The 22674-nt window shown below is 64.6% G+C and carries 22 protein-coding genes; 5 read left to right on the forward strand and 17 right to left on the reverse strand.

What is annotated here, in order from left to right; genetic code table 11:
* Nucleotides 1-7: 7 nt before the first annotated feature.
* Nucleotides 8-358, reverse strand: coding sequence for a preprotein translocase subunit SecG (gene secG, locus LQF09_RS12625; protein WP_002926533.1), 351 nt, complete (start codon nucleotides 356-358; stop codon nucleotides 8-10).
* Between the two features lie 42 nt (nucleotides 359-400).
* Complete coding sequence (gene tpiA, locus LQF09_RS12630; protein WP_002936672.1) at nucleotides 401-1138, reverse strand: triose-phosphate isomerase; 738 nt, start codon at nucleotides 1136-1138, stop codon at nucleotides 401-403.
* Nucleotides 1139-1419: 281 nt separating this feature from the next.
* Here tpiA and dksA point away from each other — a divergent pair, with 281 nt between their 5' ends.
* Nucleotides 1420-1845, forward strand: a complete 426-nt coding sequence (dksA, locus tag LQF09_RS12635) for an RNA polymerase-binding protein DksA (RefSeq protein WP_002926542.1) — start codon at nucleotides 1420-1422, stop codon at nucleotides 1843-1845.
* Nucleotides 1846-2009: 164 nt separating this feature from the next.
* Here the strand turns inward: dksA and pnp are convergent, their stop codons facing one another.
* The 14 genes from pnp to LQF09_RS12705 form a co-directional block, all read right to left on the reverse strand.
* The gene (gene pnp, locus LQF09_RS12640) at nucleotides 2010-4109 is read right to left on the reverse strand and encodes a polyribonucleotide nucleotidyltransferase (protein WP_002926546.1); all 2100 of its coding nucleotides are present in this window, start codon (nucleotides 4107-4109) and stop codon (nucleotides 2010-2012) included.
* A gap of 202 nt (nucleotides 4110-4311) precedes the next feature.
* Nucleotides 4312-4581 carry a 30S ribosomal protein S15 gene (gene rpsO / locus LQF09_RS12645; protein ID WP_002926549.1) on the reverse strand — a complete coding sequence of 90 codons (270 nt, stop codon included), beginning with the start codon at nucleotides 4579-4581 and terminating at the stop codon, nucleotides 4312-4314.
* A 78-nt stretch (nucleotides 4582-4659) separates the two neighbouring features.
* Complete coding sequence (truB, locus tag LQF09_RS12650; RefSeq protein WP_270068120.1) at nucleotides 4660-5640, reverse strand: tRNA pseudouridine(55) synthase TruB; 981 nt, start codon at nucleotides 5638-5640, stop codon at nucleotides 4660-4662.
* Entirely contained in the window at nucleotides 5621-6061 is a 441-nt protein-coding gene (rbfA, locus tag LQF09_RS12655; RefSeq protein ID WP_270068121.1) for a 30S ribosome-binding factor RbfA, read from the reverse strand. Before rbfA ends, truB begins: the two co-directional genes overlap by 20 nt.
* 3 nt (nucleotides 6062-6064) lie before the next feature.
* A complete protein-coding gene (gene infB, locus LQF09_RS12660) occupies nucleotides 6065-8953 on the reverse strand; it encodes a translation initiation factor IF-2 (RefSeq protein ID WP_270068122.1) in 2889 nt (962 codons plus the stop codon).
* Between the two features lie 13 nt (nucleotides 8954-8966).
* Entirely contained in the window at nucleotides 8967-10442 is a 1476-nt protein-coding gene (gene nusA / locus LQF09_RS12665; RefSeq protein WP_002926557.1) for a transcription termination factor NusA, read from the reverse strand.
* Nucleotides 10443-10469: 27 nt separating this feature from the next.
* Nucleotides 10470-10904, reverse strand: coding sequence for a ribosome maturation factor RimP (gene rimP, locus LQF09_RS12670; protein ID WP_002926560.1), 435 nt, complete (start codon nucleotides 10902-10904; stop codon nucleotides 10470-10472).
* Between the two features lie 316 nt (nucleotides 10905-11220).
* The gene (gene rluB / locus LQF09_RS12675; protein WP_270068123.1) at nucleotides 11221-12360 is read right to left on the reverse strand and encodes a 23S rRNA pseudouridine(2605) synthase RluB; all 1140 of its coding nucleotides are present in this window, start codon (nucleotides 12358-12360) and stop codon (nucleotides 11221-11223) included.
* Nucleotides 12308-12910 carry an SMC-Scp complex subunit ScpB gene (gene scpB, locus LQF09_RS12680; RefSeq protein WP_270068124.1) on the reverse strand — a complete coding sequence of 201 codons (603 nt, stop codon included), beginning with the start codon at nucleotides 12908-12910 and terminating at the stop codon, nucleotides 12308-12310. The genes rluB and scpB overlap by 53 nt, the downstream gene beginning before the upstream one ends.
* Nucleotides 12888-13718 (reverse strand): segregation and condensation protein A, encoded by an 831-nt coding sequence (locus LQF09_RS12685; protein ID WP_270068125.1) that lies wholly within the window; start codon nucleotides 13716-13718, stop codon nucleotides 12888-12890. The genes scpB and LQF09_RS12685 overlap by 23 nt, the downstream gene beginning before the upstream one ends.
* A 34-nt stretch (nucleotides 13719-13752) precedes the next feature.
* A complete protein-coding gene (locus LQF09_RS12690; RefSeq protein WP_002926569.1) occupies nucleotides 13753-14955 on the reverse strand; it encodes a tryptophan--tRNA ligase in 1203 nt (400 codons plus the stop codon).
* A 5-nt stretch (nucleotides 14956-14960) separates the two neighbouring features.
* Nucleotides 14961-15620 (reverse strand): site-2 protease family protein, encoded by a 660-nt coding sequence (locus tag LQF09_RS12695; RefSeq protein WP_270068126.1) that lies wholly within the window; start codon nucleotides 15618-15620, stop codon nucleotides 14961-14963.
* A 27-nt stretch (nucleotides 15621-15647) separates the two neighbouring features.
* On the reverse strand, nucleotides 15648-16271 hold the full coding sequence (locus LQF09_RS12700) for an L-threonylcarbamoyladenylate synthase (protein ID WP_002926573.1): 624 nt from the start codon (nucleotides 16269-16271) through the stop codon (nucleotides 15648-15650).
* 91 nt (nucleotides 16272-16362) lie between these two features.
* Complete coding sequence (locus tag LQF09_RS12705; RefSeq protein ID WP_198291741.1) at nucleotides 16363-17226, reverse strand: 3',5'-nucleoside bisphosphate phosphatase; 864 nt, start codon at nucleotides 17224-17226, stop codon at nucleotides 16363-16365.
* A gap of 300 nt (nucleotides 17227-17526) precedes the next feature.
* Here LQF09_RS12705 and LQF09_RS12710 point away from each other — a divergent pair, with 300 nt between their 5' ends.
* Nucleotides 17527-18063, forward strand: a complete 537-nt coding sequence (locus LQF09_RS12710; protein WP_270068127.1) for a YitT family protein — start codon at nucleotides 17527-17529, stop codon at nucleotides 18061-18063.
* Here the strand turns inward: LQF09_RS12710 and ylqF are convergent.
* The gene (gene ylqF, locus LQF09_RS12715) at nucleotides 18060-18983 is read right to left on the reverse strand and encodes a ribosome biogenesis GTPase YlqF (RefSeq protein WP_002926579.1); all 924 of its coding nucleotides are present in this window, start codon (nucleotides 18981-18983) and stop codon (nucleotides 18060-18062) included. The genes LQF09_RS12710 and ylqF overlap by 4 nt on opposite strands.
* A 279-nt stretch (nucleotides 18984-19262) precedes the next feature.
* Between ylqF and cspE the strand changes: the two genes are divergently transcribed.
* The 3 genes from cspE to LQF09_RS12730 all read left to right on the forward strand — a co-directional run bounded on the left by cspE (nucleotide 19263) and on the right by LQF09_RS12730 (nucleotide 22600).
* Nucleotides 19263-19472, forward strand: coding sequence for a transcription antiterminator/RNA stability regulator CspE (gene cspE / locus LQF09_RS12720; RefSeq protein WP_002926583.1), 210 nt, complete (start codon nucleotides 19263-19265; stop codon nucleotides 19470-19472).
* Between the two features lie 208 nt (nucleotides 19473-19680).
* On the forward strand, nucleotides 19681-21651 hold the full coding sequence (locus tag LQF09_RS12725; protein WP_270068128.1) for a DEAD/DEAH box helicase: 1971 nt from the start codon (nucleotides 19681-19683) through the stop codon (nucleotides 21649-21651).
* Between the two features lie 22 nt (nucleotides 21652-21673).
* Entirely contained in the window at nucleotides 21674-22600 is a 927-nt protein-coding gene (locus LQF09_RS12730) for an alpha/beta fold hydrolase (RefSeq protein WP_002926585.1), read from the forward strand.
* Nucleotides 22601-22674 lie beyond the last annotated feature (74 nt).

Consider the following 22674-nt stretch of genomic DNA (forward strand, 5'->3'; position numbering starts at 1 on the left):
CCTACTTTTATTTCGGGATCGACTGCGCGGGCGAGGTGTCGGCCGGCACGCTCGGAACCGGATCCACAGCCGGCGCGACCTGCACCCCCTCCATCACGCTGGAAGGCGCAGCAGGCTTGTTGCTGGCGAGGTAGCTCAAGCCCAGACTGGTGAGAAAGAACACCGTGGCGAGCATCGCAGTCGTACGACTGAGGAAGTTCGCCGACCCCGACGATCCGAACAGACTACCGGACGAACCACTACCGAACGCCGCCCCCATGTCAGCCCCTTTGCCGTGCTGCACAAGAACGAGACCGATCACGCCAAGCCCGACCAGCACATGAACCGTGAGCACCACGGAGAATAGATAATTACCCATCACGAACCCTGAAAAGACAAAAACTTGAACAAGAACAAATGATCAGCAGACCGCAGCGGCGGCACGACAGATCGCCATGAAATCAGCGGCGGCGAGCGAAGCGCCACCGATCAAACCACCATCGACATCCGGAACGGCGAAGATCTCAGCCGCATTCGCCGGCTTGACGCTCCCCCCATAGAGTATGCGCACACCTGCGGCAGCCACACCTCCGTCCTCGAGCCAGCGACGGATCGCCCCATGCACTTCCCCCACCTGCGCGGACGTCGCCGAGCGCCCGGTACCAATCGCCCACACCGGCTCGTAGGCGATGACGACCCCGGCCATGGCCTCGGGACCGACCACATCGCGCACGGCCGCAAGCTGCCGCCCCACGACCGCCAGGGCAGCGCCGGCGTCGCGCTCGGCGAGCGTCTCACCAACGCAAACGATGGGGACCAGACCAGCCCCCAGCGCCGCAAGCGCCTTGCGGCCAACAACGAGATCATCCTCGCCAAAAAAAGCCCTGCGCTCGGAATGACCAACGATCACATAGCGGCAACCAAATTCGGCCAGCATCGACGCACTGACCTCACCGGTGAACGCCCCTTCGGCATGCTCGCTGACATCCTGCGCCCCCAGTTCAAGCCCTGCCGGCCGCTGCGCAAGTTGAGCAAGGTAAGGATAGGGCACGCATACAGCAAGCTCGACCCCTTCGACACTGCGGATACCGTCCAGCAATTCGCGATTGGCGGCCAGGCTGCCATTCATCTTCCAGTTGCCGGCGACGAGTCGGATCATGGGACAGAGAAATCCAGTTAGCTAAACCGTAGGATTATAGGACGGCCCAGAGGTCCGCCGCAAATGCACACCGCCAAGGACTTGCGCACGCTCGTGACTCATCGGGCAGGGACGGCGCCGCCCTAGCCCACTGGCACACCGCACCGCAGGGCATCAAGCCCCCGCCGCGCACGACAACCTAGCAAAGGATGCCACCCAGGCAACGCCCGCACGCTTGCTGCTGAAAGCCGATTCTGCTATTAAGTCGGGCCTATCCTTCAATCATCCACGGAAGTTGAGTCATGGCCGAAGAAACACTGCACAAGCAATTCCCGCCTTACGTACCCGCTGCCGGCGAGGAATACATGAGCGAGAAGCAGCTGGGCCACTTCCGCGAGATCCTGAGCTCGCTCAAGGGCGAGCTGATGGGGGATATCGAGCGCACGGTGCACACGATGCAGGACGAGGCCACCGTCTTCGCCGACCCGAACGACCGCGCAAGCCAGGAATCCGACATTGCACTGGAGCTGCGCAACCGTGATCGCGAACGCAAGCTCATCAAGAAGATCGACGAGGCGCTCGGACGCATCGAGGACGGCGAGTACGGCTACTGCGACAGCTGTGGCGTCGAGATCGGCCTCAAACGCCTCGAGGCCCGCCCCACCGCGACGATGTGCATCGACTGCAAGACCCTGGAAGAAATGCGCGAGCGCCAGGTCGCCAAGTAAGCCAGTCTCACGACAGACGACGATGCAAAAGGGCGCCGATGGCGCCCTTTTGCATCGTCAGTAGCGGTTCCGAGAACTTGGCCCGCAAACGACAAAGGACGCCTTGGCGTCCTTTGTCGTTCCGAAGCGACCGCATTACGGCGACATCAAGTCGCCGCCCGGGCTCAGCCTGCGTTCTCGCCCAGCAACGCCTTCATGCTGAGGCGGATCTTGCCGCGCTCGTCGGTCTCGAGCACCTTCACGCGTACGACCTGACCTTCCTTGACGTAGTCGGAGACGTTGTTGACGCGCTCATTGGCGATCTGCGACACATGCAGCAGGCCGTCGCGACCGGGCATGATGTTCACGATGGCGCCGAAGTCGAGCAGGCGCACGACCGGCCCCTCGTAGATCTTGCCAACCTCGACCTCGGCAGTGATCGCCTCGATCTTGGCCTTGGCGACCTGCGCACCCTCGGCACTCACCGACGAGATCTTGATCGAGCCGTCGTCCTCGATTTCGATCACGGTACCGGTCTCCTCCTGCAGCGCGCGGATCACTGCGCCACCCTTGCCGATCACGTCGCGGATCTTCTCGGGGTTGATCTTCATGTTGATCATGCGCGGCGCGTACTCGGACACCTCGCCACGGCTGGTGCCCAACGCCTGCTGCATGAGGCCGAGGATGTGCAGGCGGCCTTCCTTGGCCTGCTCCAGCGCGGCGTGCATGATCTCTTTGGTGATGCCCTGGATCTTGATGTCCATCTGCAGGCCGGTGATACCGTTCTCGGTACCGGCCACCTTGAAGTCCATGTCGCCGAGGTGATCCTCGTCGCCCAGGATGTCGGTCAGCACGGCAAAGCGATTGCCATCCTTGATCAGCCCCATTGCGATGCCGGCAACGTGATTCTTGAGCGGCACACCGGCGTCCATCATGGCAAGCGAACCGCCGCACACCGAAGCCATCGAGGAGGAGCCGTTGGATTCGGTGATCTCGGAAACCACACGCACGGTGTACGAGAACTCCTCCGCCTTGGGCAGCATGGCGACCAGCGAGCGCTTTGCCAGGCGGCCATGGCCCACTTCGCGGCGCTTGGTCACGCCGAAGCGGCCGGTCTCGCCCGTGCAGAACGGCGGGAAGTTGTAGTGGAGCAGGAAGCGCTCCTTGTACTCGCCAGCGATGGCGTCGATGATCTGCTCGTCACGACCGGTACCCAGGGTGGCGACCACCAGGGCCTGCGTCTCGCCACGCGTGAACAGCGCCGAACCGTGAGTACGCGGCAGCACGCCGGTACGGATCTCGATCGGGCGGACCGTGCGGGTGTCGCGACCGTCGATGCGCGGCTCGCCGTTGAGGATGCGGCTACGGACGATCCCGGACTCGAGATTGAAGAAGATATCCTTGATTTCGTTGACCGAAGGAGCACCCTCCACGCCCTCGGTAAGCTGGGCGATCACACGCTTGCGGATCTCTGCCAGGCGGGCAGAACGATCCTGCTTGCTGGTAATGCGAAAGGCCTCCTCCATCTCAGCCTTCGCCAGTTCGCCGACCTTGGCGATCAGCGCCTCGTTCGCGGGCGGCGCCTGCCAATCCCACTCGGGCTTGCCGGCAACTTCGACGAGCTCGTTGATCGCGTTGATCGCGGTCTGCATCTGCTCGTGACCGAACACCACCGCGCCCAGCATCACATCCTCGGGCAATTCCTGCGCCTCGGACTCAACCATCAGCACCGCGGTCTGCGTGCCGGCAACCACCAGATTCATCTGGCTGCTCTGCAGTTCGGATGCGGTGGGGTTGAGGACGTAGCGGCCATCCAGATAACCCACGCGGGCGGCGCCAACCGGGCCATTGAACGGCAGGCCGGAGATCGCGAGCGCGGCCGAGGCGCCGATCATCGCCGGGATGTCGGAGTCGATCTCGGGATTCAGCGACAGCACGGTCACAATGACCTGGACTTCATTCATGAAGCCGTCGGGGAAGAGCGGACGAATGGGACGATCGATCAGGCGCGAGGTGAGGATCTCCTTCTCGCTCGGACGGCCTTCGCGCTTGAAGAAGCCACCCGGGATTCGGCCGGCAGCGTAGAACTTCTCGACGTAATCGACGGTAAGCGGGAAGAAGTCCTGGCCCGGACGCGCTTCCTTGGCGCCGACAACGGTGGCGAGAACCACGGTCTCGTCCATGTTGACAATGACGGCACCGCCAGCCTGGCGTGCGACTTCGCCGGTCTCGAGGGTGACGGTGTGGGCGCCATAGGCGAAGGTTTTCTTGATTGCGGTAGGCAAGGTGATTTCCTTTATTCGGTTGATGCAGCGAACTACAACTGCTTGTGGCGGCCCGCCCGGACAGGAGGACTCGATGCCACGGACGTGCAGCCGGCACAGCGGGGCCAGATGGCAAAAAGCCGGCGCGGCCGCAGGGGCACGCACCGGCTTTGCTGGCTTACTTCGCCCTGATCGGCGCTGTGTAGCTCGTCACGGACGGCAATTACTTGCGCAGGCCCAGACGCTCGATCAGATTGCGATAGCTATCGGCGTTACGGCCCTTCAGGTAGTCCAGCAGCTTGCGACGCTGGCTGACCATCTTCAGCAGGCCACGACGGGAGTGATGATCCTTGCCGTGAGCCTTGAAGTGGGGGGCAAGCCCGTTGATGCGGGCGGTCAGGAGCGCAACCTGGACTTCCGGAGAACCGGTGTCGCCTTGGGCGCGCTGAAAGTCGGAGACGATCTGCGACTTGGATGCGGTGTCAAGAGCCATGTGTGTCTTTACTCGTGTTTTTCTGCCAATCAGAAGCCGCGGATTATACCCATAGCGGCACCATAAACTCAATCAAATTCATGCGCATGCGTCGTCGGCCAGGCCGCCGGTGGCAATCAGGCGGCGCGCCGCGAGGCGTCCGTCGTCCTGCCATTGCGCCAGACCGAGAAAACCGCCCGGGCCGTAGGCGCGTACCTTCGCCCCGGGCACGGCGCCCGGCAGCGACAGCACGCGCCCCTGCAACAGCCCGCGTGCCGCCTCGGCGTCGAGTTGCAGCATCGGGAAATCGGCCACGAGAGTGTCGACCGGTGCAAGCAAGGCATCGCGCCCACCCTCCCCGGCCGCCTCGAGGCACTCGAGCGAGACCGCGGCCGCCAACTGGAAAGCACCAATTGCGGTACGCCGCAGTCCGGCCAGGTGTGCGCCACAACCAAGCGCAGCGCCGATATCCATCGCCAGGCTACGGATATAGGTTCCCTTGCTGCAATGCACCCGGATCGAAAACCGTTCTCCGGCGAAGTCGAGCAACTCCAACGCGTGGATCGTGACCCGACGCGCTTCGCGCTCGATCTCGATGCCCTGTCGCGCGTACTCGTAGAGCGCCTTGCCGTCACGCTTGAGGGCCGAATACATCGGTGGCACCTGCTCGATCTCTCCGCGAAAGCGCTCGAGCACCACCTCAAGGGCGGCGCGCTCTATGGCAACCGGATGGGTGGCCAGCACCTTGCCCTCGGCATCGCCACTATCGGTCTCGACGCCGAGTTGCACCACCGCTTCGTAGGTCTTGTCGGCGTCAAGCAGCATCTGCGAGAACTTCGTCGCCTCACCAAAGGTGAGCGGCAGCAAGCCGCTCGCCATCGGATCCAGCGTGCCGGTGTGGCCTGCCTTGGCGGCGTTGAGCAGGCGACGCGCCGCCTGCAACGCGCCGTTCGAACTCATGCCCTGCGGCTTGTCGAGCAGCAGCACGCCATCGACCGCGCGGCGGATGATCTTGCGCTGCGGCGGTCTCGAGCGCTTCGCCGACTGCGCCCGCGCCGCCTCAGGCGCGGGATTTGTCATCGTCGTCCTTGCCAGCAGCGCGCTCGCCGCCCGTTTCGTCGGCAGAGGGCGCGTCCTGGTGGCGCGATTCGTCTTCCTTCACCACCGCATCGATCAGCTGGGACAGGCGCGAGCCCTCCTCGACCGAGCGGTCATAGTGGAAGTGCAACTCGGGAATGGTGTGAATGCGGATACGGCGACCCAGCTCGCGACGCAGGAATCCGCTCGCACGCCGCAACCCCTGCTGGATCTCGGGCACGTCTCCTTCACCGGTCATGCTGGTGAAGAACACCTTGGCGTGGGCGTAGTCGGGGGTGATTTCGACATCGGTGAGGGTAATGAAGCCGACGCGCGGATCCTTCACCTCCAGCCTGATCAGCTCGGCCAGCTCGCGGCGGATCTGCTCCACCACGCGCTGGCTGCGGGAATACTCCTTGGGCATCGCTTACAGGGTCCTCGCCACTTCCTTGATCTCGAACACTTCGAGCTGGTCGCCTTCCTTGATGTCGTTGTAGTTGCGCAGCTGCAGGCCGCACTCGTACCCGAACTTGACTTCCTTGACGTCGTCCTTGAAGCGCTTGAGCGACTCGAGCTCGCCGGTCCACAGCACCGTGTGGTTGCGCAGCAGGCGAACGTGCGAGCCGCGCCTGACCACGCCTTCCAGCACGTAGCAACCCGCGATGGAGCCAACCTTGGAGATCGTGAACACCTGGCGGATCTCGACCAGGCCGGTGACCTCCTCGCGCTTCTCGGGTGCCAGCATGCCCGACAGCGCCGCCTTCACTTCATCGACTGCGTCGTAGATGATGTTGTAGTAGCGGATGTCGACGTCGAAGCTCTCGGCGAGCTTGCGCGCACCGGCATCGGCACGGGTATTGAAGCCGATGATGACGGCGCCGGAAGCCTGCGCCAGGTTGACGTCGGACTCGCTGATCGCACCCACGGCAGCATGAATGACATTGACGCGGACCTCGTCGGTGGACAGCTTCTGCAGCGACTGCACCAGCGCTTCCTGCGAGCCTTGGACGTCGGCCTTGATGATGAGCGGCAGGGTCTTGACCTCGCCTTCGGCCATCTGCTCGAACATGTTCTCGAGCTTGGCAGCCTGCTGCTTGGCAAGCTTGACGTCACGGAACTTGCCCTGGCGGAAGAGCGCGATCTCGCGCGCCTTCTTCTCGTCGGCAAGCGCAATCGCCTCGTCGCCCGCCGCGGGCACGTCGGACAGACCGAGGATCTCGACCGGAATGGACGGACCTGCCTGATCGATCTGCTTGCCGTTCTCGTCGAGCATGGCGCGGATACGGCCGAAGGTCGCCCCGGCCAGCAGCACGTCACCCTTGCGCAGCGTACCCGACTGCACCAGCAGCGAAGCCACCGGGCCACGGCCCTTGTCCAGACGTGCTTCGATGATCAGGCCCTTGGCCGGCGCATCGACCGCCGCAGTCAGCTCAAGCACCTCGGCCTGCAACAGCACGGCCTCAAGCAACTCGTCAATGCCAGTACCCTTCTTGGCCGACACCGGCACGAACATCGTGTCGCCACCGTAAGCCTCGGGGATGACCTCTTCGGCAATCAACTCCTGCGTGACGCGCTCGGGATTGGCATCGGGCTTGTCGATCTTGTTGATCGCCACCACCAGCGGCACGCCCGCCGCCTTTGCGTGATGGATCGCCTCGCGCGTCTGCGGCATCACGCCGTCATCGGCTGCCACCACCAGGATGACGATGTCGGTCGCCTTCGCACCACGCGCACGCATCGCCGTGAAGGCCTCGTGACCCGGAGTATCCAGGAAGGTGACCATGCCACGCGCCGTCTCGACGTGATACGCGCCGATATGCTGGGTGATGCCGCCGAACTCGCCGGCAGCGACCTTGGCAGTACGAATGTAGTCGAGCAGCGAAGTCTTGCCGTGATCGACGTGACCCATGACGGTGACCACCGGCGCGCGCGGCAAGATCTCAGCGTCCTTGTGGTCCTCGCTGTCCTCCAGGAAGGCATCCGGATCGTCGAGCTTGGCCGCCAGCGCCTTGTGGCCCATTTCCTCGACGATGATCATCGCCGTTTCCTGGTCCAGCACCTGGTTGATGGTGACCATCGAACCCATCTTCATCAGCGCCTTGATCACCTCGGTCGCCTTGATCGCCATCTTGTGGGCGAGATCGGCAACAGTGATGGTCTCGGGCACGTGGACTTCGCGCACGATCGGCTCGACCGGCGCCTGGAAGGAGGTACGGTCGTCATGCTGGTTGCGGCCATGACGCCCACCGCCCTTGCCAGCTCCACGCCAGTTGCTGCCTGCAGTCGCCCCCACCTCGCCGCGCGTCTTGAGACCACCGCGGCGCTTGCCTGCGCCTTCAGCCTCGCGAGCAGGCGCCGGCGCACCGCGCCGAGCGTCGCGTGCAGCGGGCTTGTCTTCGGTCTTGGCGGGACGGTGCAGCGTACCCGTGGTCGTCTTGGCAGGCTTGGCAGCCTCTTCCTTCTTCTGCTGCTCTGCGCGCAAGCGCGCCTCTTCCTCGGCCTTGCGCGCATCGGCGGCCGCTCGCGCAGCGGCCTCGCGCTCCTGACGGGCGCGCAGGTCGGCAGCCTGGCGCTCTTTCAGGGCGCGCTGGCGATCCTCGTCGCGCTTGCGCGCGGCGATTTCTTCCTCGCTCAGAATCTCGGACAACGGCAATGGCTTGCTCAACACAGTAGTCACGACCGGTGCTGCCGGCGCGACCGGCTCGGGCTTGACTTCCGCCGCTGCGGTCGCACGCGCCGGAGCAGCAGCAGGGCGCGATTCGATCGCCTGCGGCGGTGCCGCGGGCTGCTCGACAGCCTGCACCTCAACCTGCTCGGCGACCGCTTCCACGACCGGCTCCGGCTCGGCGACAGGCGCCGGGGCCTCAACCTCGACCTCGACACTGGCGACCACCGCTTCCGCAACCGGCTCGATCGGCTCGACCACCGGCTGTTCGTCGCTGACCACCGCCTCGACATGCAGCGCCTCGGCCGCAGCAGCCTGTTCGGCTGCCTCGCCAAGCTGATCGCCAGCCAGTTCGTCACGCTTGACGAAGGTGCGCTTCTTGCGCACCTCGACCTGAACGGTACGTGCACGACCGGTGGAGTCGGTCGCACGGATCTCGGTCGTCTGCTTGCGCGTCAGGGTGATCTTGCCCTTGGGCTGGGTATCACCATGCGAACGGCGCAGGTACTCCAGAAGCTTCGCCTTGTCCTGTTCGGTAAGCAGGTCGCTCGGGCCGGTCTTATCCACGCCCGCGCGCTTCAACTGCTCGAGCAGCACCGCGGCCGGCATCTTCAGTTCGCCGGCAAACTGGGTCACGCTCATCTGTTCCATTACTGCCCCCCCATCATTCTTCGAACCAATGGGCGCGCGCAACGGATATCAGCGCCTTGGCTCTTTCTTCGTCGATCCCAGCCATCTCGACCAGCTCGTCGACCGCAAGGTCGGCCAGGTCGTCGCGGGTACGAATGCCCTGCTGGGCAAGTTTGGCGGCAAGGGACTTCTCCATGCCGTCCAGATTGAGCAGATCATCGGCTACGTTCTCGAGCTGCTCCTCGGTGACGATGGCCTCGGTCAGCAGCACGTTACGTGCGCGATTGCGCAGCTCGTTGACCGTATCCTCATCGAAGGCTTCGATCTCCAGCATCTCGGCCAGCGGCACGTAGGCCACTTCCTCGAGCGAAGAGAAACCCTCCTCGATCAGGATGTCGGCGAGTTCTTCGTCCACATCCAGTTTCTCCATGAACAGCGCGCGCAGCCCCTGCTGCTCCTGCGCCGTCTTTTCGGCCGACTCCTGCTCGCTCATCAGGTTGATCGTCCACCCGGTGAGTTCGGACGCCAGCTTCACGTTCTGGCCGTTGCGGCCAATGGCGATGGCGAGGTTGTTCTCGTCCACCACCACATCCATGGCGTGCGCCTCTTCATCTACGACGATCGACACGACTTCGGCAGGCTGCAGCGCAGCGACCACGAACTGCGCCGGATCGGACGACCACACGATGATGTCGACCTGCTCGCCGCCGACCTCGTTGCGCACCGCGGTGACGCGCGAGCCGCGCAAGCCCACGCAGGTACCGATCGGATCGATGCGCTGATCGTTGGACTTGACCGCGATCTTGGCACGCAGGCCGGGGTCGCGGGCGCAGGCCTTGAGCTCGAGCAGACCATCTTCGATCTCGGGCACTTCGAGCTCGAACAGCTTCATCAGGAACTCGGGCGCGGTGCGCGACAACACCAGTTGCGGACCGCGGGCGCCGCGATCGATGCGCAGCAGGAAGGCCTTGACGCGATCGCCCACGCGCAGGTTCTCGCGCGGAATCTGCTGGTCGCGCGGCAGCACGGCTTCCATGCGACCGACCTCGATAATCGCGCTACCACGCTCCATGCGCTTGATCGAACCCGAAACGAGGAATTCCTTGCGATCGAGGAAGTCGTTGAGCACCTGCTCACGCTCGGCATCGCGGATGCGCTGCAGGATGACCTGCTTGGCAGCCTGCGCACCAATACGACCGAAGTCGATGGGCTCGAGCTCCTCTTCGATGTAGTCGCCGATCTGCACATCGGCGCGCAGCTCGCGCGCATCGATGATGCCCATCTCGGCCTCATCGTTGGTGACCTCCTCATCAAGCATCACCAGCCAGCGACGCGTCGAGGTGTAGTCACCCGAGTCGCGGTCGATCGACACCACCACGTCGGCATCATCGTGGATGCGTTTCTTGGTCGCAGAGGCCAAGGCGGTTTCGAGCGCGGAAAAAACGATGTCCCGGGCGACATTCTTCTCGCGCGCCAGGGCATCCACAAGCAGCAGGATCTCGCGGCTCATTTCAGTAAAACCTCCACATCCACAGTCTCAAAATTGGGGTACCAGACGTGCTTTCTCGATGTCGCCGAAGGGCAGCATGACCTCGCCCTTCTCGGTGCGCAGCGCCACTGCACCGTCACGCACACCCTCGATCACGCCGACAAAATTACGTTGATTGCCGATCGGCAGCGTCAGTCGCACCTGCGCCTGCTCGCCGGCGAAACGTTCGAAATCGGCCAGCTTCTTGAGCGGGCGGTCAAGACCCGGCGAGGACACCTCGAGCCGGTCATAGTCAACGTTCTCGACCTCGAACACGCGCTGGAGCTGGTTGCTGACGGTCGCGCAGTCATCGACCGTGATGCCGCGCTCGATATCGAGAAAGATGCGCAGCAGACGCCCCTTGGGAGAGAACTCGACATCCACGAGCTCGTATCCAAGACCCGTCACCACCTGTTCGATCAGTTGCTCGACATCGGTACGCATTGCGCCTCCCAGCCCCTTCTACTCATTCTTCATGGACGCCATAACCGGCGCCACAAATAAAAAATGGGCGAAACGCCCATCAAACAATTGCTCCTGCAGGAAATACACCGCTGGCCACAACCGCAAGACGGACGGCCACCATCCGACCAACACGCCCGAAGCAAACGACTGGCGCACAATCGGAAACCTATCCATCAAAGCCGCGAGAGTATAGCGCCAAAGCGCCGCGCGGGCAAACCGTCGTGAAACGAGGTCTGCACCGGGCAGCGCCCTTCCAAACACCGGGCGAAAGCGCGTAACGCGACCGGCGTTTCGCTCAACGCTCCTTCGCCCCGCCACGCGGCTGCGTGCGATGGAGCTTCACCGGGCGTTTGGCACGCTCGTCACTCTCGCGACTCTGCGGCACGGGGACGCCGGCAAGACGGCAGGCATCGGCCTCCGGCATCTCCATCCACATACCCCGCTTGAGACGCGCCGGCAACTCAACGCTACCGTAGCGGACCCGCATCAGGCGACTCACGGTCAGGCCGACCGCCTCGAACATGCGACGCACCTCGCGATTGCGGCCCTCCGAGATCGTCACCCGATACCAATGATTGGCACCCTCGCCGCCCTCGGCGCGCAGCTGGTTGAATTTAGCCAGCCCGTCTTCGAGCTGAATACCCTCGCACAACGACTGCGCCTGCTCTTCTGTCAGCTCACCGAGCACCCGCACCGCGTACTCGCGCTCGAGTTCGTAGCGCGGATGCATCAGGCGGTTGGCCAGATCGCCGTCGTTGGTAAATAGCAACAAGCCGGAAGTATTGAAGTCCAGCCGCCCCACCGCCAGCCAGCGCCCCTTGCGTAGCAACGGCAGGCGCTCGAATACGGTCGGCCGGCCTTCTGGATCATCGCGCGAAACGATTTCACCCTCGGGCTTGTGGTAGATGAGCACGCGCGGACTACGCTGGGAAAAGCGCAGCGGCACCAGCTTGCCATTGACCTTGACGCGATCGCCGGGACCGATCTTCTGCCCAAGTGCTGCCGGCAAGCCGTTGACCGAAATCCGGCCGGCCAGCACCCAGTCCTCGATCTCGCGACGCGACGCGACCCCCGCCTGAGCCAGAACCTTCTGCAACCGCTCGGGCTCGGTCAGCGTGGTCGGCGCATTGCGCGCCCGCCCCGACACACCACCACGTGGCGCTCGTTCGCCGCGCTGAGGCTGACCAAGGGCAGTCTGGTGCGCATCCGGCCTGCGCGCAGGATCGTCCGGACGACGAGAGCCGCGCCCACTCTCCGGACGCGCGCGCCGCGCACCGCGCGGGTCCGCATTCAGGTGCGCATCCGGCGCGCTCGGCTGCGCCTCCTCGTCCCGCGCCGCGCGGCGATCGGCACGCGGGTCGCGATCGAGGATCTCGATGGCGTCAGACTTCTTCTTCGTGGGCGGCCGCAGGGGCCTGTTCGGTTTGCGAGACATCGACTAGATCCATAATTTTCTCGATTTCGGCCAGCGCCGGCAGCTCGGTCAGGCTGCGCAGCCCCATGTCATCGAGGAAGCGCCGGGTGGTGGCGAACAAGGCCGGCCGGCCGGGCGTATCGCGCTGGCCGACGATATCGACCCAACCGCGCGACTCGAGTGTTTTCAGTATGTTCGGCGACACCGCCACCCCGCGTATGTCTTCAATGTCGCCACGCGTCACGGGCTGCCGGTATGCAATGATCGCCAGCGTTTCCATCACCGCCCGCGAGTAGCGCGGCGGCTTTTCATCCTTCAGGCGGTCGAGATAGACCTGGTACTGCGGCCGCGTCTGGAAGCGCCAGCCGCTGGCGAGCTGCACCAACTCCACGCCGCGATCAGCCGCCCCCCATTCCTCGCGCAGCGCATCAAGCAGCCTGCGCACGAGATCCGGGCCGGGATCGTCGTCGAACAGGCGCCTCAGGCTGGCCACGGACAACGGTGCAGTGGCGGCCAGCAAGGCTGCCTCGACCACTCGCAACCAGGCCTCAGGCGTCGCTTCGCGTTCCATCGGCCAATTTCACGTAGATCGGCGCAAACGCCTCATTCTGAGTCACTTCGACCAACCTCTCCTTGACCAGCTCGAGCACGGCAAGAAAGCTGACCACCAGCCCCGCCGCCCCGAGTGCGGTATCGAACAGCGCATCGAACACCACGAAGCCCACATCGCCCAGCCTGCGCAGGATTGCCGTCATGTGCTCGCGCACGGAAAGCTGCTCCCGCCCAACTCGGTGGTGCTGGTTCAGGCGCGCCTTCTTCATGATGCGCAGCCAGGCCAGCTGCAGATCATGGAGACTGACCTCGGGTTGGCGCTCGACAAGCTTCTCGGCGACGAACACGCCGACCCACTCGAAATCGCGCTCCACGCGAGGCATCGCATCGAGGCGCAGCGCGGCGATCTTCATCTGCTCGTACTCGACCAGCCGGCGCACCAGTTCCGCGCGCGGATCCTCTTCCTCGGCCCCCTCTCGCGGCGGCCTCGGCAGCAGCATGCGCGACTTGATCTCGAGCAACACCGCCGCCATCAACAGGTACTCGGCTGCGAGCTCGAGATTGCTCTGCCGCATGGCTTCGACGTACTCGAGGTACTGTGCGGTGAGCGGCGCCATCGGAATATCGAGGACATCGAGATTCGCTTTGCGGATCAGGTACAGCAGCAGATCCAGCGGCCCTTCGAACGCATCCAGGAACACCTGCAGTGCGTCGGGCGGAATATACAGGTCTTTGGGCAGTTCGAGCAGGGGCTCGCCATAAATGCGCGCCACCGAATCGAGAACGTCCTGCGCCTCGACAGGCGCGAGATCGAGCGCCAGGTTCATGACCACTCACGCTCGCGGGAACCCGGCGCCGCCATCAGCCGTAATCCAGGCCCATCGCCTCACGCACATCGCGCATGGTTTCCTGCGCGAGCTTGCGCGCCCGCTCGCAACCATCTGCAACGATGCTGCGAACGAGGCCAGGATCGTCAAGATAGGGCTGAGCTCGCTCGTGCAGCCCCTCCTGCTCCTCGAGGATCGCTTCAAGGACGGGTTGCTTGCACTCGAGGCAGCCGATCGAGGCACTACGGCAACCACGCTGCGCCCACGCCAGAGTGTCCTCGTTCGAGTAGATCATGTGCAGTTGCCACACCGGGCAGCGCTCGGGCTCGCCCGGATCGGTACGCCGCATGCGCGCCGGATCGGTCTGCATCGTGCGCACCTTGCGCGTGACGCTGTCGGCATCCTCGCGCAGGTTGATGGTATTGCCGTAGGCCTTGGACATCTTCTGCCCATCCAGGCCAGGCATGCGCGAGACCGGCGCAAGCAAGGCCTCGGGCTCGACCAGAATCATCTTGCCGCCGCCTTCCAGATAACCGTAAAGGCGCTCGCGATCGCCCAGGCTCAGGTTCTGGGTCTCGTCGAGCAAGGCTTTCGCCTGCTCGAGCGCCTCGTCGTCGCCATCCTGCTGAAAGCGGGTGCGCAGATCATGGTAGAGCCGCGCGCGCTTGGCACCGAGCTTGCGAACGGCCTCTCTGGCCTTGTCCTCGAAGCCCGGCTCGCGGCCGTACAGGTGATTGAACCGGCGGGCGAGCTCGCGGGTGATCTCGACATGCGGCACCTGATCCTCGCCAACCGGCACCTTGTCGGCGCGATAGATGAGGATGTCCGCAGACTGCAGCAGCGGATAGCCCAGAAAGCCGTAGGTCGACAGCTCGGCACCCTCGCCACGCTCCTGCTGCTCCTTCCAGCCCGGAACGCGCTCGAGCCAGCCGAGCGGCGTCATCATCGACAGCAGCAAGTGGAGCTCGGCATGCTCGGGCACCCGGGACTGGATGAAGAGGGTAGCCTGCGCCGGATCGACGCCAGCGGCGAGCCAATCGACAAGCATGGTCCACACGTTGTCGGCAATGACTTCGGGGCTGTCGTAGTGGGTGGTGAGGGCATGCCAGTCGGCGACGAAGAAGAAGCAGGGAAACTCCTCCTGCAGCTTCACCCAGTTCTTGAGCACACCGTGATGGTGCCCGAGGTGAAGCCTGCCGCTGGGGCGCATGCCTGAAAGAACGCGTTCTGCGTACATGGGGGTCAGAAACCGAGGACGGTTGAGAGCAGGTAGCGGAAACCAGCGATCAGCGGCCACAGGATGGTGGCGAGGATGCCGGTGAACAACAACACAAGCAGGATCGGGAAGCCATAGGGCTCCAGCCGTGCAAAGCGCCAGGCAAGCCGATTCGGCAACAGGCTGACGGCAATGCGTCCGCCGTCGAGAGGCGGAATCGGCAGCAGATTGAGCACCATCAGCACGGCATTGATCTGGATGCCGGCGTCGGCCATCTTGAGCATCGGCAGGGTATAGGCGCCGGGCTCTGAAGTTGCCGCAATGCGAAACAGCAGCCCCCAGGCCACAGCCATGAGGAGATTCACGAAAGGTCCCGCTGCGGCAACCCAGAGCATGTCGGCCTTGGGATTGCGCAGGCGACCAAAATTGACCGGCACCGGCTTGGCCCAGCCAAACAGGATGCCACCCGCCCCGAACAGCGTCGTCAGCGCAAGAATGCCCGCAGGCACGAGAATGGTGCCGACCGGGTCGATGTGCTTGAGCGGGTTGAGCGTGATACGGCCGGCCAGATCGGCGGTCGGATCGCCGAAATGACGCGCAACGTAGCCATGCGCGGCCTCGTGCAAGGTGATCGCCAGCAGCACGGGCAGTGCCCAGATGGCCAGGATGGGGATCAGTGAATCCATGGAATGCTTGATCGTCCTCGCGGCGGCCTAAAGTCCGAATGGCTCGAGCGCACCCCGCCCGGCACGCACAAGCTCGGGCGCCCCGGAGGTGAGGTCGATCACCGTCGTCGCCTCAGGGCCACAATAACCAGCCTCGATGATGAGCTCGACCTGCTTCTCGAGGCGCTCGCGAATCTCGTCGGCATCGCTCATGGGCAGCGTTTCGCCCGGCAGGATGAGGGTCGACGTGAGCAGAGGTCCGTCGATCTCGGCAAGCAAGGCCGACACGACGGCATGCTCGGGCACGCGCAGACCGATCGTCTTGCGCTTCGGATGCAGAACGCGCCGCGGCAACTCCTTGGTCCCTTCGAGAATGAAGGTATAGGGGCCTGGCGTGGTGGCCTTGAGCAAGCGGTACTGGCCATTGTCAACGCGCGCATAGGTGCCGATCTCCGACAGGTCGCGGCACATAAGCGTGAAGTGATGACGCTCGTCGACGCCACGCAGACGACGGATGCGTTCGAGCAGCCCCGCATCGCCCATCTGGCAGACGAGGGCATAGGCCGAGTCGGTCGGCAGCACGACCAGCCCGCCGCGGCGGATGATCTCGGCCGCCTGGCGGATCAGGCGCGCCTGAGGTTGCTCGGGATGAAGGGAGAAGAACTGTGCCATGTGCTTGTCGTAGAGTGCTCGATATGGATCGGCAGGGGGTCGGCAGGACCGCCTCCCGGTTGAATGCGCTGGAGGCGCGCTACTGACGAGCCTACATAAGCCGCGACCACACCGGCTGCAGATCGGCCGGCAAAGGATTGCAGCACCCCAGGTCAACAGCGCTCTCGGCTGCGCCATGAAAGTCCGAGGCGCGGGATGCAAGCAAGCCACGGCGACGGGCAAGACTGGCAAATCGCCGCATCTCGTCCTCGGTATGCGCCCCGGAAACAACCTCGACCGCTTCGCCCCCGGCTGCGATGAAGCAATCGAACAGGCGCTCGAGATCGGCGCCCGACAGCCGGTAGCGCGCCGGGTGAGCGACCACCGCAATACCACCCGCAGCACGAATCCAGCCCACCGCATCCTCGAGCCTGGCCCAGGCATGGTCGACAAAGCCGGGCTTGCCCCGCACCAGGTAGTGGTCAAATACGGTCTTGACATCGGGCATGACGCCGGCGGCCACCAGATGACGGGCGAAGTGCGCGCGGCTGACCAGGGCAGGATTGCGGGCAAAGCGGTGGGCACCCGCCAGCGCATCACGAATACCCACGCGCTCGAGCGCCTCGCCAATGCGCTTCGCCCTTGCGTCGCGACCTGCCCGCAGCTGCGCGAGCCCATCGACCAGCACGGGATGACGGTGATCTACGCCAAGGCCGACGATGTGAATGGTCTCGCCCGCAAACGACACGGAAATCTCCACCCCGGCAACAAAGCGCAAGCCGTGCGCCGAAGCGACCCGCGCCGCAGCGTCAATGCCACCGAGCTCGTCGTGATCGGTCAGCGCAAGCAGGTCCACACCATTTGCGAGCGCGCGCAGCACCACATCCTCCGGGTCCAGCCAGCCGTCCGACACCGTCGAGTGACAATGCAGGTCGGCGTTGATGGCGTGTGGCGATGCTGGGTGCGAAGGGGTCATCAAGGGGAAGCAGGAAACGGTCGGCCCTGCATCATAGCAAAGCGCCATCGTCACGACGCGCCAAAGGGTCGCAAAGCAGGTCGCAAAGCGCAGGGGTTCGGGCTCGACCGCGCACGATCCCTGCACCAGGTCGTATCATCGTCGCCTGCACGAAGGACCGCCGCCATGATCAACCCGCCTCCCACGCCACCACAGCCCCTACCATCGTCCCCGCCTGACAGCTCGCGTACCCCTGGCCCAAAACCCACCACCCACACGCTTTTCGAGGACGTGCAGGGGGTGCTCACAGGCTGCCTGTTCGTGGCCCTCGCCCTTGTAATGTTCCGCGAGAGCTCGCTGCTCACTGGCGGCACCACCGGCCTGTCCTTTCTCATGCACTACCTTGCCGACTGGCCGCTGGGCGTGTCGCTCGTGGTCCTGAACCTGCCCTTCTATGCCTTTGGGCTGCGCGCACTCGGCCTGGCATTCACGATCAAGACCTTCTGCGCCGTCGCCGTACTGGCCCTGTATACCGAGACGCTCCCATTGCTGGTGAGCTTCGACGTGCTCAACCCGGTCTTTGCAAGCATCATGGCAGGGCTGCTCGCGGGCACCGGGATCCTGATCCTCATCCGCCATGGCGCCAGCCTGGGAGGCGTCACCATTCTCGGCCTCTACCTCCAGAAGCGCCGCGGCTGGCGCGCGGGTTCGGTGCAGATGGTGGCCGACATACTGATCATGGCGCTCGGCTTGCTCGCGCTGAGCCTCGACAAGATTGCGCTCTCCATCCTGGCTGCCGCAGCGGTCAATCTCGTCATCGCAGTCAATCACCGCCCGGACCGTTACTTCGGGATCTAGCCCGCCTCCCCGCCGGCCGCATCACCCACCTCGGCCAGCGCCCGTGCGGCGATCGCCGCTGCAATCATGGCCTCCCTGCTGTCGGGCGATTCCAGACTGATGCGGCCCAGCGCCCCGTCTCGATAGTCCTGCAGCAGGATCTGCGCCGCCTTCTCAAGGTCCAGCCCACCGCCCTTGACGAGACAACCGCGCCGGCGACCGACCGCCTCGACCAGCGCCGGACCATCGAGTGTGGCAACCGCCGCGCGCTCAAGCCGGTAGCGCGCGGCCAGCCTGTCGGCATAGCGCGCCAAGAGGATCTCGCCGAGAAAGGCAGCCACCTCCTCGTCGATGACGGCGTTGCGGCCAATCGCATGGCTGGCCGCGAGCATGTAGCCATCCGCGTCGTAATCGATCTTCGGCCACATCATCCCCGGTGTGTCGGTCAGCGTCATGCCCGGCCCCAGATCGAGCGTCTGCTGGTGCTTGGTCACGGCCGGCTCATCGCCGACCTTGGCCACCTTGCGCTTGAGCAGAGCGTTCATCAGCGTCGACTTGCCCACATTGGGTATGCCCATGATCATCATGCGCAGGGGCTTGGTGCCGTCGTCGCGATGGGGCGCAAGCTCACGGCAGAGCGTCGGAATGCGTGCGACATCCGCCGCACTCTTGGCCGAAATCGCAACGGCCCTGACCCCGGGCTGGCGGTTGTAGAACGCCATCCACGCCCGCGTCACCTCCGGATCGGCAAGGTCGGACTTGTTGAGCAACTTCAGGCAGGGACGATTACGAAACCGCCGCAGCTCGGCGATCATCGGGTTGCTGCTCGCTTCCGGCAGGCGCGCGTCGGTCACCTCGATGACGACATCGATGGCAGCCATTGCCTCGGCCGCCTTCTTGCGCGCCGACGCCATGTGCCCCGGGAACCACTGGATGGGCATGGGAGTTCCGTAGATCTGGAGAAGCACCGATTATCCCACCGCACACCCACTGGCGCGAACAAGACATCGGCCACTTTCGGCGCAACTCAAAATAAATTCACGCATCCGCGAAAAACCGTGTATCGTGCCGTTCGCAGTCGATTCAAGCAGTGGTTGTTCTGGTGGTTGCCCAGCGAGTTCCAAGAGAACGCGTGTCGGTTTGATGCCTCCTGATTACGTTTCTTGATCGTTCCTGCATCTCCGGGGCGCAAGCCCGCAATTCTTCATATGGAACGCAAAATGAGCACTCAAACCGGTACCGTGAAATGGTTCAACGACGCCAAGGGCTTCGGCTTCATCACTCCTGAAGGCGGCGGCGACGACCTGTTCGCCCACTTCTCCGAAATCCAGAGCAAGGGTTTCAAGAGCCTGGCCGAAAACCAGCGCGTCGAATTCGAAGTCAAGACCGGCCCGAAGGGCCTGCAGGCGGCCAACATCCGCCCGCTGTAATCGAAGCGACGTCGCCGACGTCACTCGATGCACCCGAAACGCGGCCTTGCGCCGCGTTTTTGCTTTTCCGGCGCCGGGTGCCAACCGTGACCTCCCCGGTTCGCCCCACTGCGGCCACGAGCCGCTTTTTCGTTCGCAGCGCCAGAATCGCCGATAATCGCGACTTCGCAGCGCTGCTGCACACCGCCGCCTCCGCGGCCCAACAGCCATGACCGACTCTGCCCTCCCCGAATCCGCCAGCCCCGAGGCGACCCTGCGCTTCGCCGATCTCGACCTGCCCGCGCCCCTTCTGTCGGCGCTGGCCGAGGTCGGCTATGAAACGCCGTCGCCCATCCAGGCCGCCTGCATCCCGCAACTGCTGGCCGGCCGCGACATCCTCGGCGAGGCCCAGACCGGCACTGGCAAGACAGCCGCCTTCGCGCTGCCCATGCTCGCCAAGCTCGACCTTGCCGACGCCCGTCCCCAGGTGCTGGTGCTCACCCCCACGCGCGAGCTGGCAATCCAGGTGGCGGAAGCCTTCGCCAAGTATGCCCATCACCTCAAGGGCTTCCACGTGCTGCCGATCTACGGCGGCCAGAGCATGGTGGTGCAGCTGCGCCAGCTGTCGCGCGGCGCCCACATCATCGTCGGCACGCCGGGGCGGGTAATGGACCATCTCGAGCGCGAGAGCCTCAAGCTCGATGCGCTCAAGGCCATCGTCCTCGACGAGGCCGACGAGATGCTGCGCATGGGCTTCATCGACGACGTCGAGTGGATCCTCGAACACACACCGGAGGCGCGCCAGACAGCGCTGTTCTCGGCAACCATGCCGAACGTCATCCGCGACGTCGCCCGCCGCCACCTGCGCGAACCGCAGGAGATCAAGATCCGCGCCGCGACTGCGACCGTCTCCAAGATCAGCCAGCGTTACTGGCTGGTGCGCGGCGTCGACAAGCTCGATGCCCTCACACGCATCCTCGATGCCGAGGAAAGCTTCGACGCCGCGATCGTCTTCGTGCGCACCAAGATCGCAACGGAAGAGCTCGCCGACAAGCTCGCCGCACGCGGCTACGCAGCCGCTGCGCTCAATGGCGACATGACCCAGGGCCTGCGCGAACGGGTCATCGAGCAGCTCAAGAATGGCGCGCTGGACATCGTCATTGCCACCGACGTCGCCGCACGCGGCATCGATGTGCCGCGCGTCTCGCACGTCATCAACTACGACATCCCGTACGACACCGAGGCCTATGTACACCGCATCGGCCGTACCGGCCGCGCCGGCCGCGAGGGGGTAGCGATCCTGTTCGTTGCGCCGCGCGAAACACGCATGCTGAAGATGATCGAGCGGGCCACGCGCCAGCCGATCACACCGATCGCACTGCCCAGCAACGAAGAAGTGACCAACCTGCGCGTGGCGCAGTTCAAGCGCCAGGTCGTGGATGCCATCGGCGGCGAGGACCTCGGCTTCTTCATGGGCATCGTCAACGACCTGATCGAAGAGAACGAGCTCGATATCCACGAGGTTGCCGCAGCACTGACGCTGCTCGCGCAGCGCGACCGCCCGCTGCAGCTCGAGCAGTCCGGACGCGGCTGGGAAATCGCTACCGCCCCCACCAGCTTCGAAGGCCGCGCCCCGAGAGCCGAGCACTTCACAACCGGTGCGCCACGCGAACGCACCCAACGCCCCAATCGCGACGAGATCCTCGCCCGCCGCCGCGCCTTTGCAGATGGCGCGCTGGTCCGCTACCGCATCGAGGTTGGTCGCGCCCACGGCGCCAGCCCCAAGGAGATCGTCGGTGCGATCGCCAACGAAGGCGGCATCGAAGGCAAGTACATCGGCCAGATCCACCTCTTCGACGACTTCTCCACGGTCGAGCTGCCCGCGAACCTGCCGGATGATCTGCTCGGCACGCTCAAGCGCACCCGCGTGCGCCAGATGGCACTGAACATCCGTGCCTTGAGTGCAGCCGAAGCCGCCACCATGCCCGAACGGCGCCGCCCCATGCGAGAGGACACCAGCTGGCAAGGCGAACGCAGGCCAAACGATGCCGCGCCGCGCAACCCGCGTGCAAAGCCCGCATACGGCGAAGGCAAGCCGGCCTGGAGCAAGCCGCGCGGCGATCGCCCCCAGCACGACAACCGCCCCGGCGGTCGGCCGCACACCCCTGCAGCGGGCGGCAAGAAGCGACGTCCGGACTGAGCCGGCCCATCCGCACCGCAGCATGGAACTCCTACCCTGGTCGCATCACGCCTCGTCGGGCTTCACGCTGCGCGGACTGCACAGCCCGCCCAGCGGGCGGCCGGTGCTTCATTTCGTGCATGGCAACGGCTATTGCGGCATGGTGTATGCGCCCATGCTGCAATGCCTGGCCGCGCATTTCGATCTGTTCCTGTCAGATGTCCAGGGCCATGGCGACAGCGATCATGGCGGACGCTTCCTGGGCTGGAATAGGACGGCAGAACTCAGCCTGGAGGCCTGGAACGCACGACGCAGCGTGTTCGGCGATGTCCCGGTATATGCCGTCGGACACAGCTTCGGCAGCGTCATCAGCTGCCTCATGCTCGCGCGCGCACCGCACGCGTTCGCGCGCGCTGTACTGCTCGATCCCGTCCTGTTTCCCCCCGCAATGATCGGCCTGATGGCCCTGTCCGACGTCGTCGGCCTGTATGGCCGCAACGCACTCGCCCAGCGTGCGCGCAAAAGACGCCATCACTGGCCCGACCGCGACGCGGCACGCGCCAACCTTCATGGTCGCGGCATGTTTCGCGGCTGGCATGCGGACGCACTGCAGGCTTACGTCGAGCATGCGCTGCGCGACCTGCCAGGCGGCGGAGTCGAACTCAAGTGCACACCGGCGCGCGAAGCGGAGATCTTCAGTTCCTACCCGCGCCGGCTATGGCCTGCGCTCGCGCGCATCACCACACCCACGCTGGTTGTGCATGGTCGGGCGACCTTTCCGTTTGCACGACGCGCCATCCTGCGCTGGGAATCTTCGAACGCGGCCGTCCAGCGCACGGAGCTGCCCGGTGGTCACTGCTTCATGCAGGAGGACCCCGAGCGCAGCGCACATGCGGTAAGGAATTTCCTGATGGCAGACGGAGCCGTGCTCGCCCCACTGCCGAGGGCACAGCCCGGGCCATTGCGCTAGAACTCCCCATAATGGGCTATACCGCAGTAAGCTCTACGCCCCGGGCGGAACGGCCGTGTCGCCGCTCGTCCCCT

Origin of the sequence: Thauera sp. WB-2, from assembly GCF_027594845.1 — a bacterium.
Classification (GTDB): domain Bacteria; phylum Pseudomonadota; class Gammaproteobacteria; order Burkholderiales; family Rhodocyclaceae; genus Thauera; species Thauera mechernichensis.

Coding starts and splice junctions, on each gene's coding strand:
- secG (WP_002926533.1), bottom strand. CDS start 358: ATGGGTAATTATCTATTCTCCGTGGTGCTCACGGTTCATGTGCTGGTC.
- tpiA (WP_002936672.1), bottom strand. CDS start 1,138: ATGATCCGACTCGTCGCCGGCAACTGGAAGATGAATGGCAGCCTGGCC.
- dksA (WP_002926542.1), top strand. CDS start 1,420: ATGGCCGAAGAAACACTGCACAAGCAATTCCCGCCTTACGTACCCGCT.
- rpsO (WP_002926549.1), bottom strand. CDS start 4,581: ATGGCTCTTGACACCGCATCCAAGTCGCAGATCGTCTCCGACTTTCAG.
- truB (WP_270068120.1), bottom strand. CDS start 5,640: ATGACAAATCCCGCGCCTGAGGCGGCGCGGGCGCAGTCGGCGAAGCGC.
- rbfA (WP_270068121.1), bottom strand. CDS start 6,061: ATGCCCAAGGAGTATTCCCGCAGCCAGCGCGTGGTGGAGCAGATCCGC.
- infB (WP_270068122.1), bottom strand. CDS start 8,953: ATGGAACAGATGAGCGTGACCCAGTTTGCCGGCGAACTGAAGATGCCG.
- nusA (WP_002926557.1), bottom strand. CDS start 10,442: ATGAGCCGCGAGATCCTGCTGCTTGTGGATGCCCTGGCGCGCGAGAAG.
- rimP (WP_002926560.1), bottom strand. CDS start 10,904: ATGCGTACCGATGTCGAGCAACTGATCGAACAGGTGGTGACGGGTCTT.
- rluB (WP_270068123.1), bottom strand. CDS start 12,360: ATGTCTCGCAAACCGAACAGGCCCCTGCGGCCGCCCACGAAGAAGAAG.
- scpB (WP_270068124.1), bottom strand. CDS start 12,910: ATGGAACGCGAAGCGACGCCTGAGGCCTGGTTGCGAGTGGTCGAGGCA.
- LQF09_RS12685 (WP_270068125.1), bottom strand. CDS start 13,718: ATGAACCTGGCGCTCGATCTCGCGCCTGTCGAGGCGCAGGACGTTCTC.
- LQF09_RS12690 (WP_002926569.1), bottom strand. CDS start 14,955: ATGTACGCAGAACGCGTTCTTTCAGGCATGCGCCCCAGCGGCAGGCTT.
- LQF09_RS12695 (WP_270068126.1), bottom strand. CDS start 15,620: ATGGATTCACTGATCCCCATCCTGGCCATCTGGGCACTGCCCGTGCTG.
- LQF09_RS12700 (WP_002926573.1), bottom strand. CDS start 16,271: ATGGCACAGTTCTTCTCCCTTCATCCCGAGCAACCTCAGGCGCGCCTG.
- LQF09_RS12705 (WP_198291741.1), bottom strand. CDS start 17,226: ATGACCCCTTCGCACCCAGCATCGCCACACGCCATCAACGCCGACCTG.
- ylqF (WP_002926579.1), bottom strand. CDS start 18,983: ATGCCCATCCAGTGGTTCCCGGGGCACATGGCGTCGGCGCGCAAGAAG.
- cspE (WP_002926583.1), top strand. CDS start 19,263: ATGAGCACTCAAACCGGTACCGTGAAATGGTTCAACGACGCCAAGGGC.
- LQF09_RS12725 (WP_270068128.1), top strand. CDS start 19,681: ATGACCGACTCTGCCCTCCCCGAATCCGCCAGCCCCGAGGCGACCCTG.
- LQF09_RS12730 (WP_002926585.1), top strand. CDS start 21,674: ATGGAACTCCTACCCTGGTCGCATCACGCCTCGTCGGGCTTCACGCTG.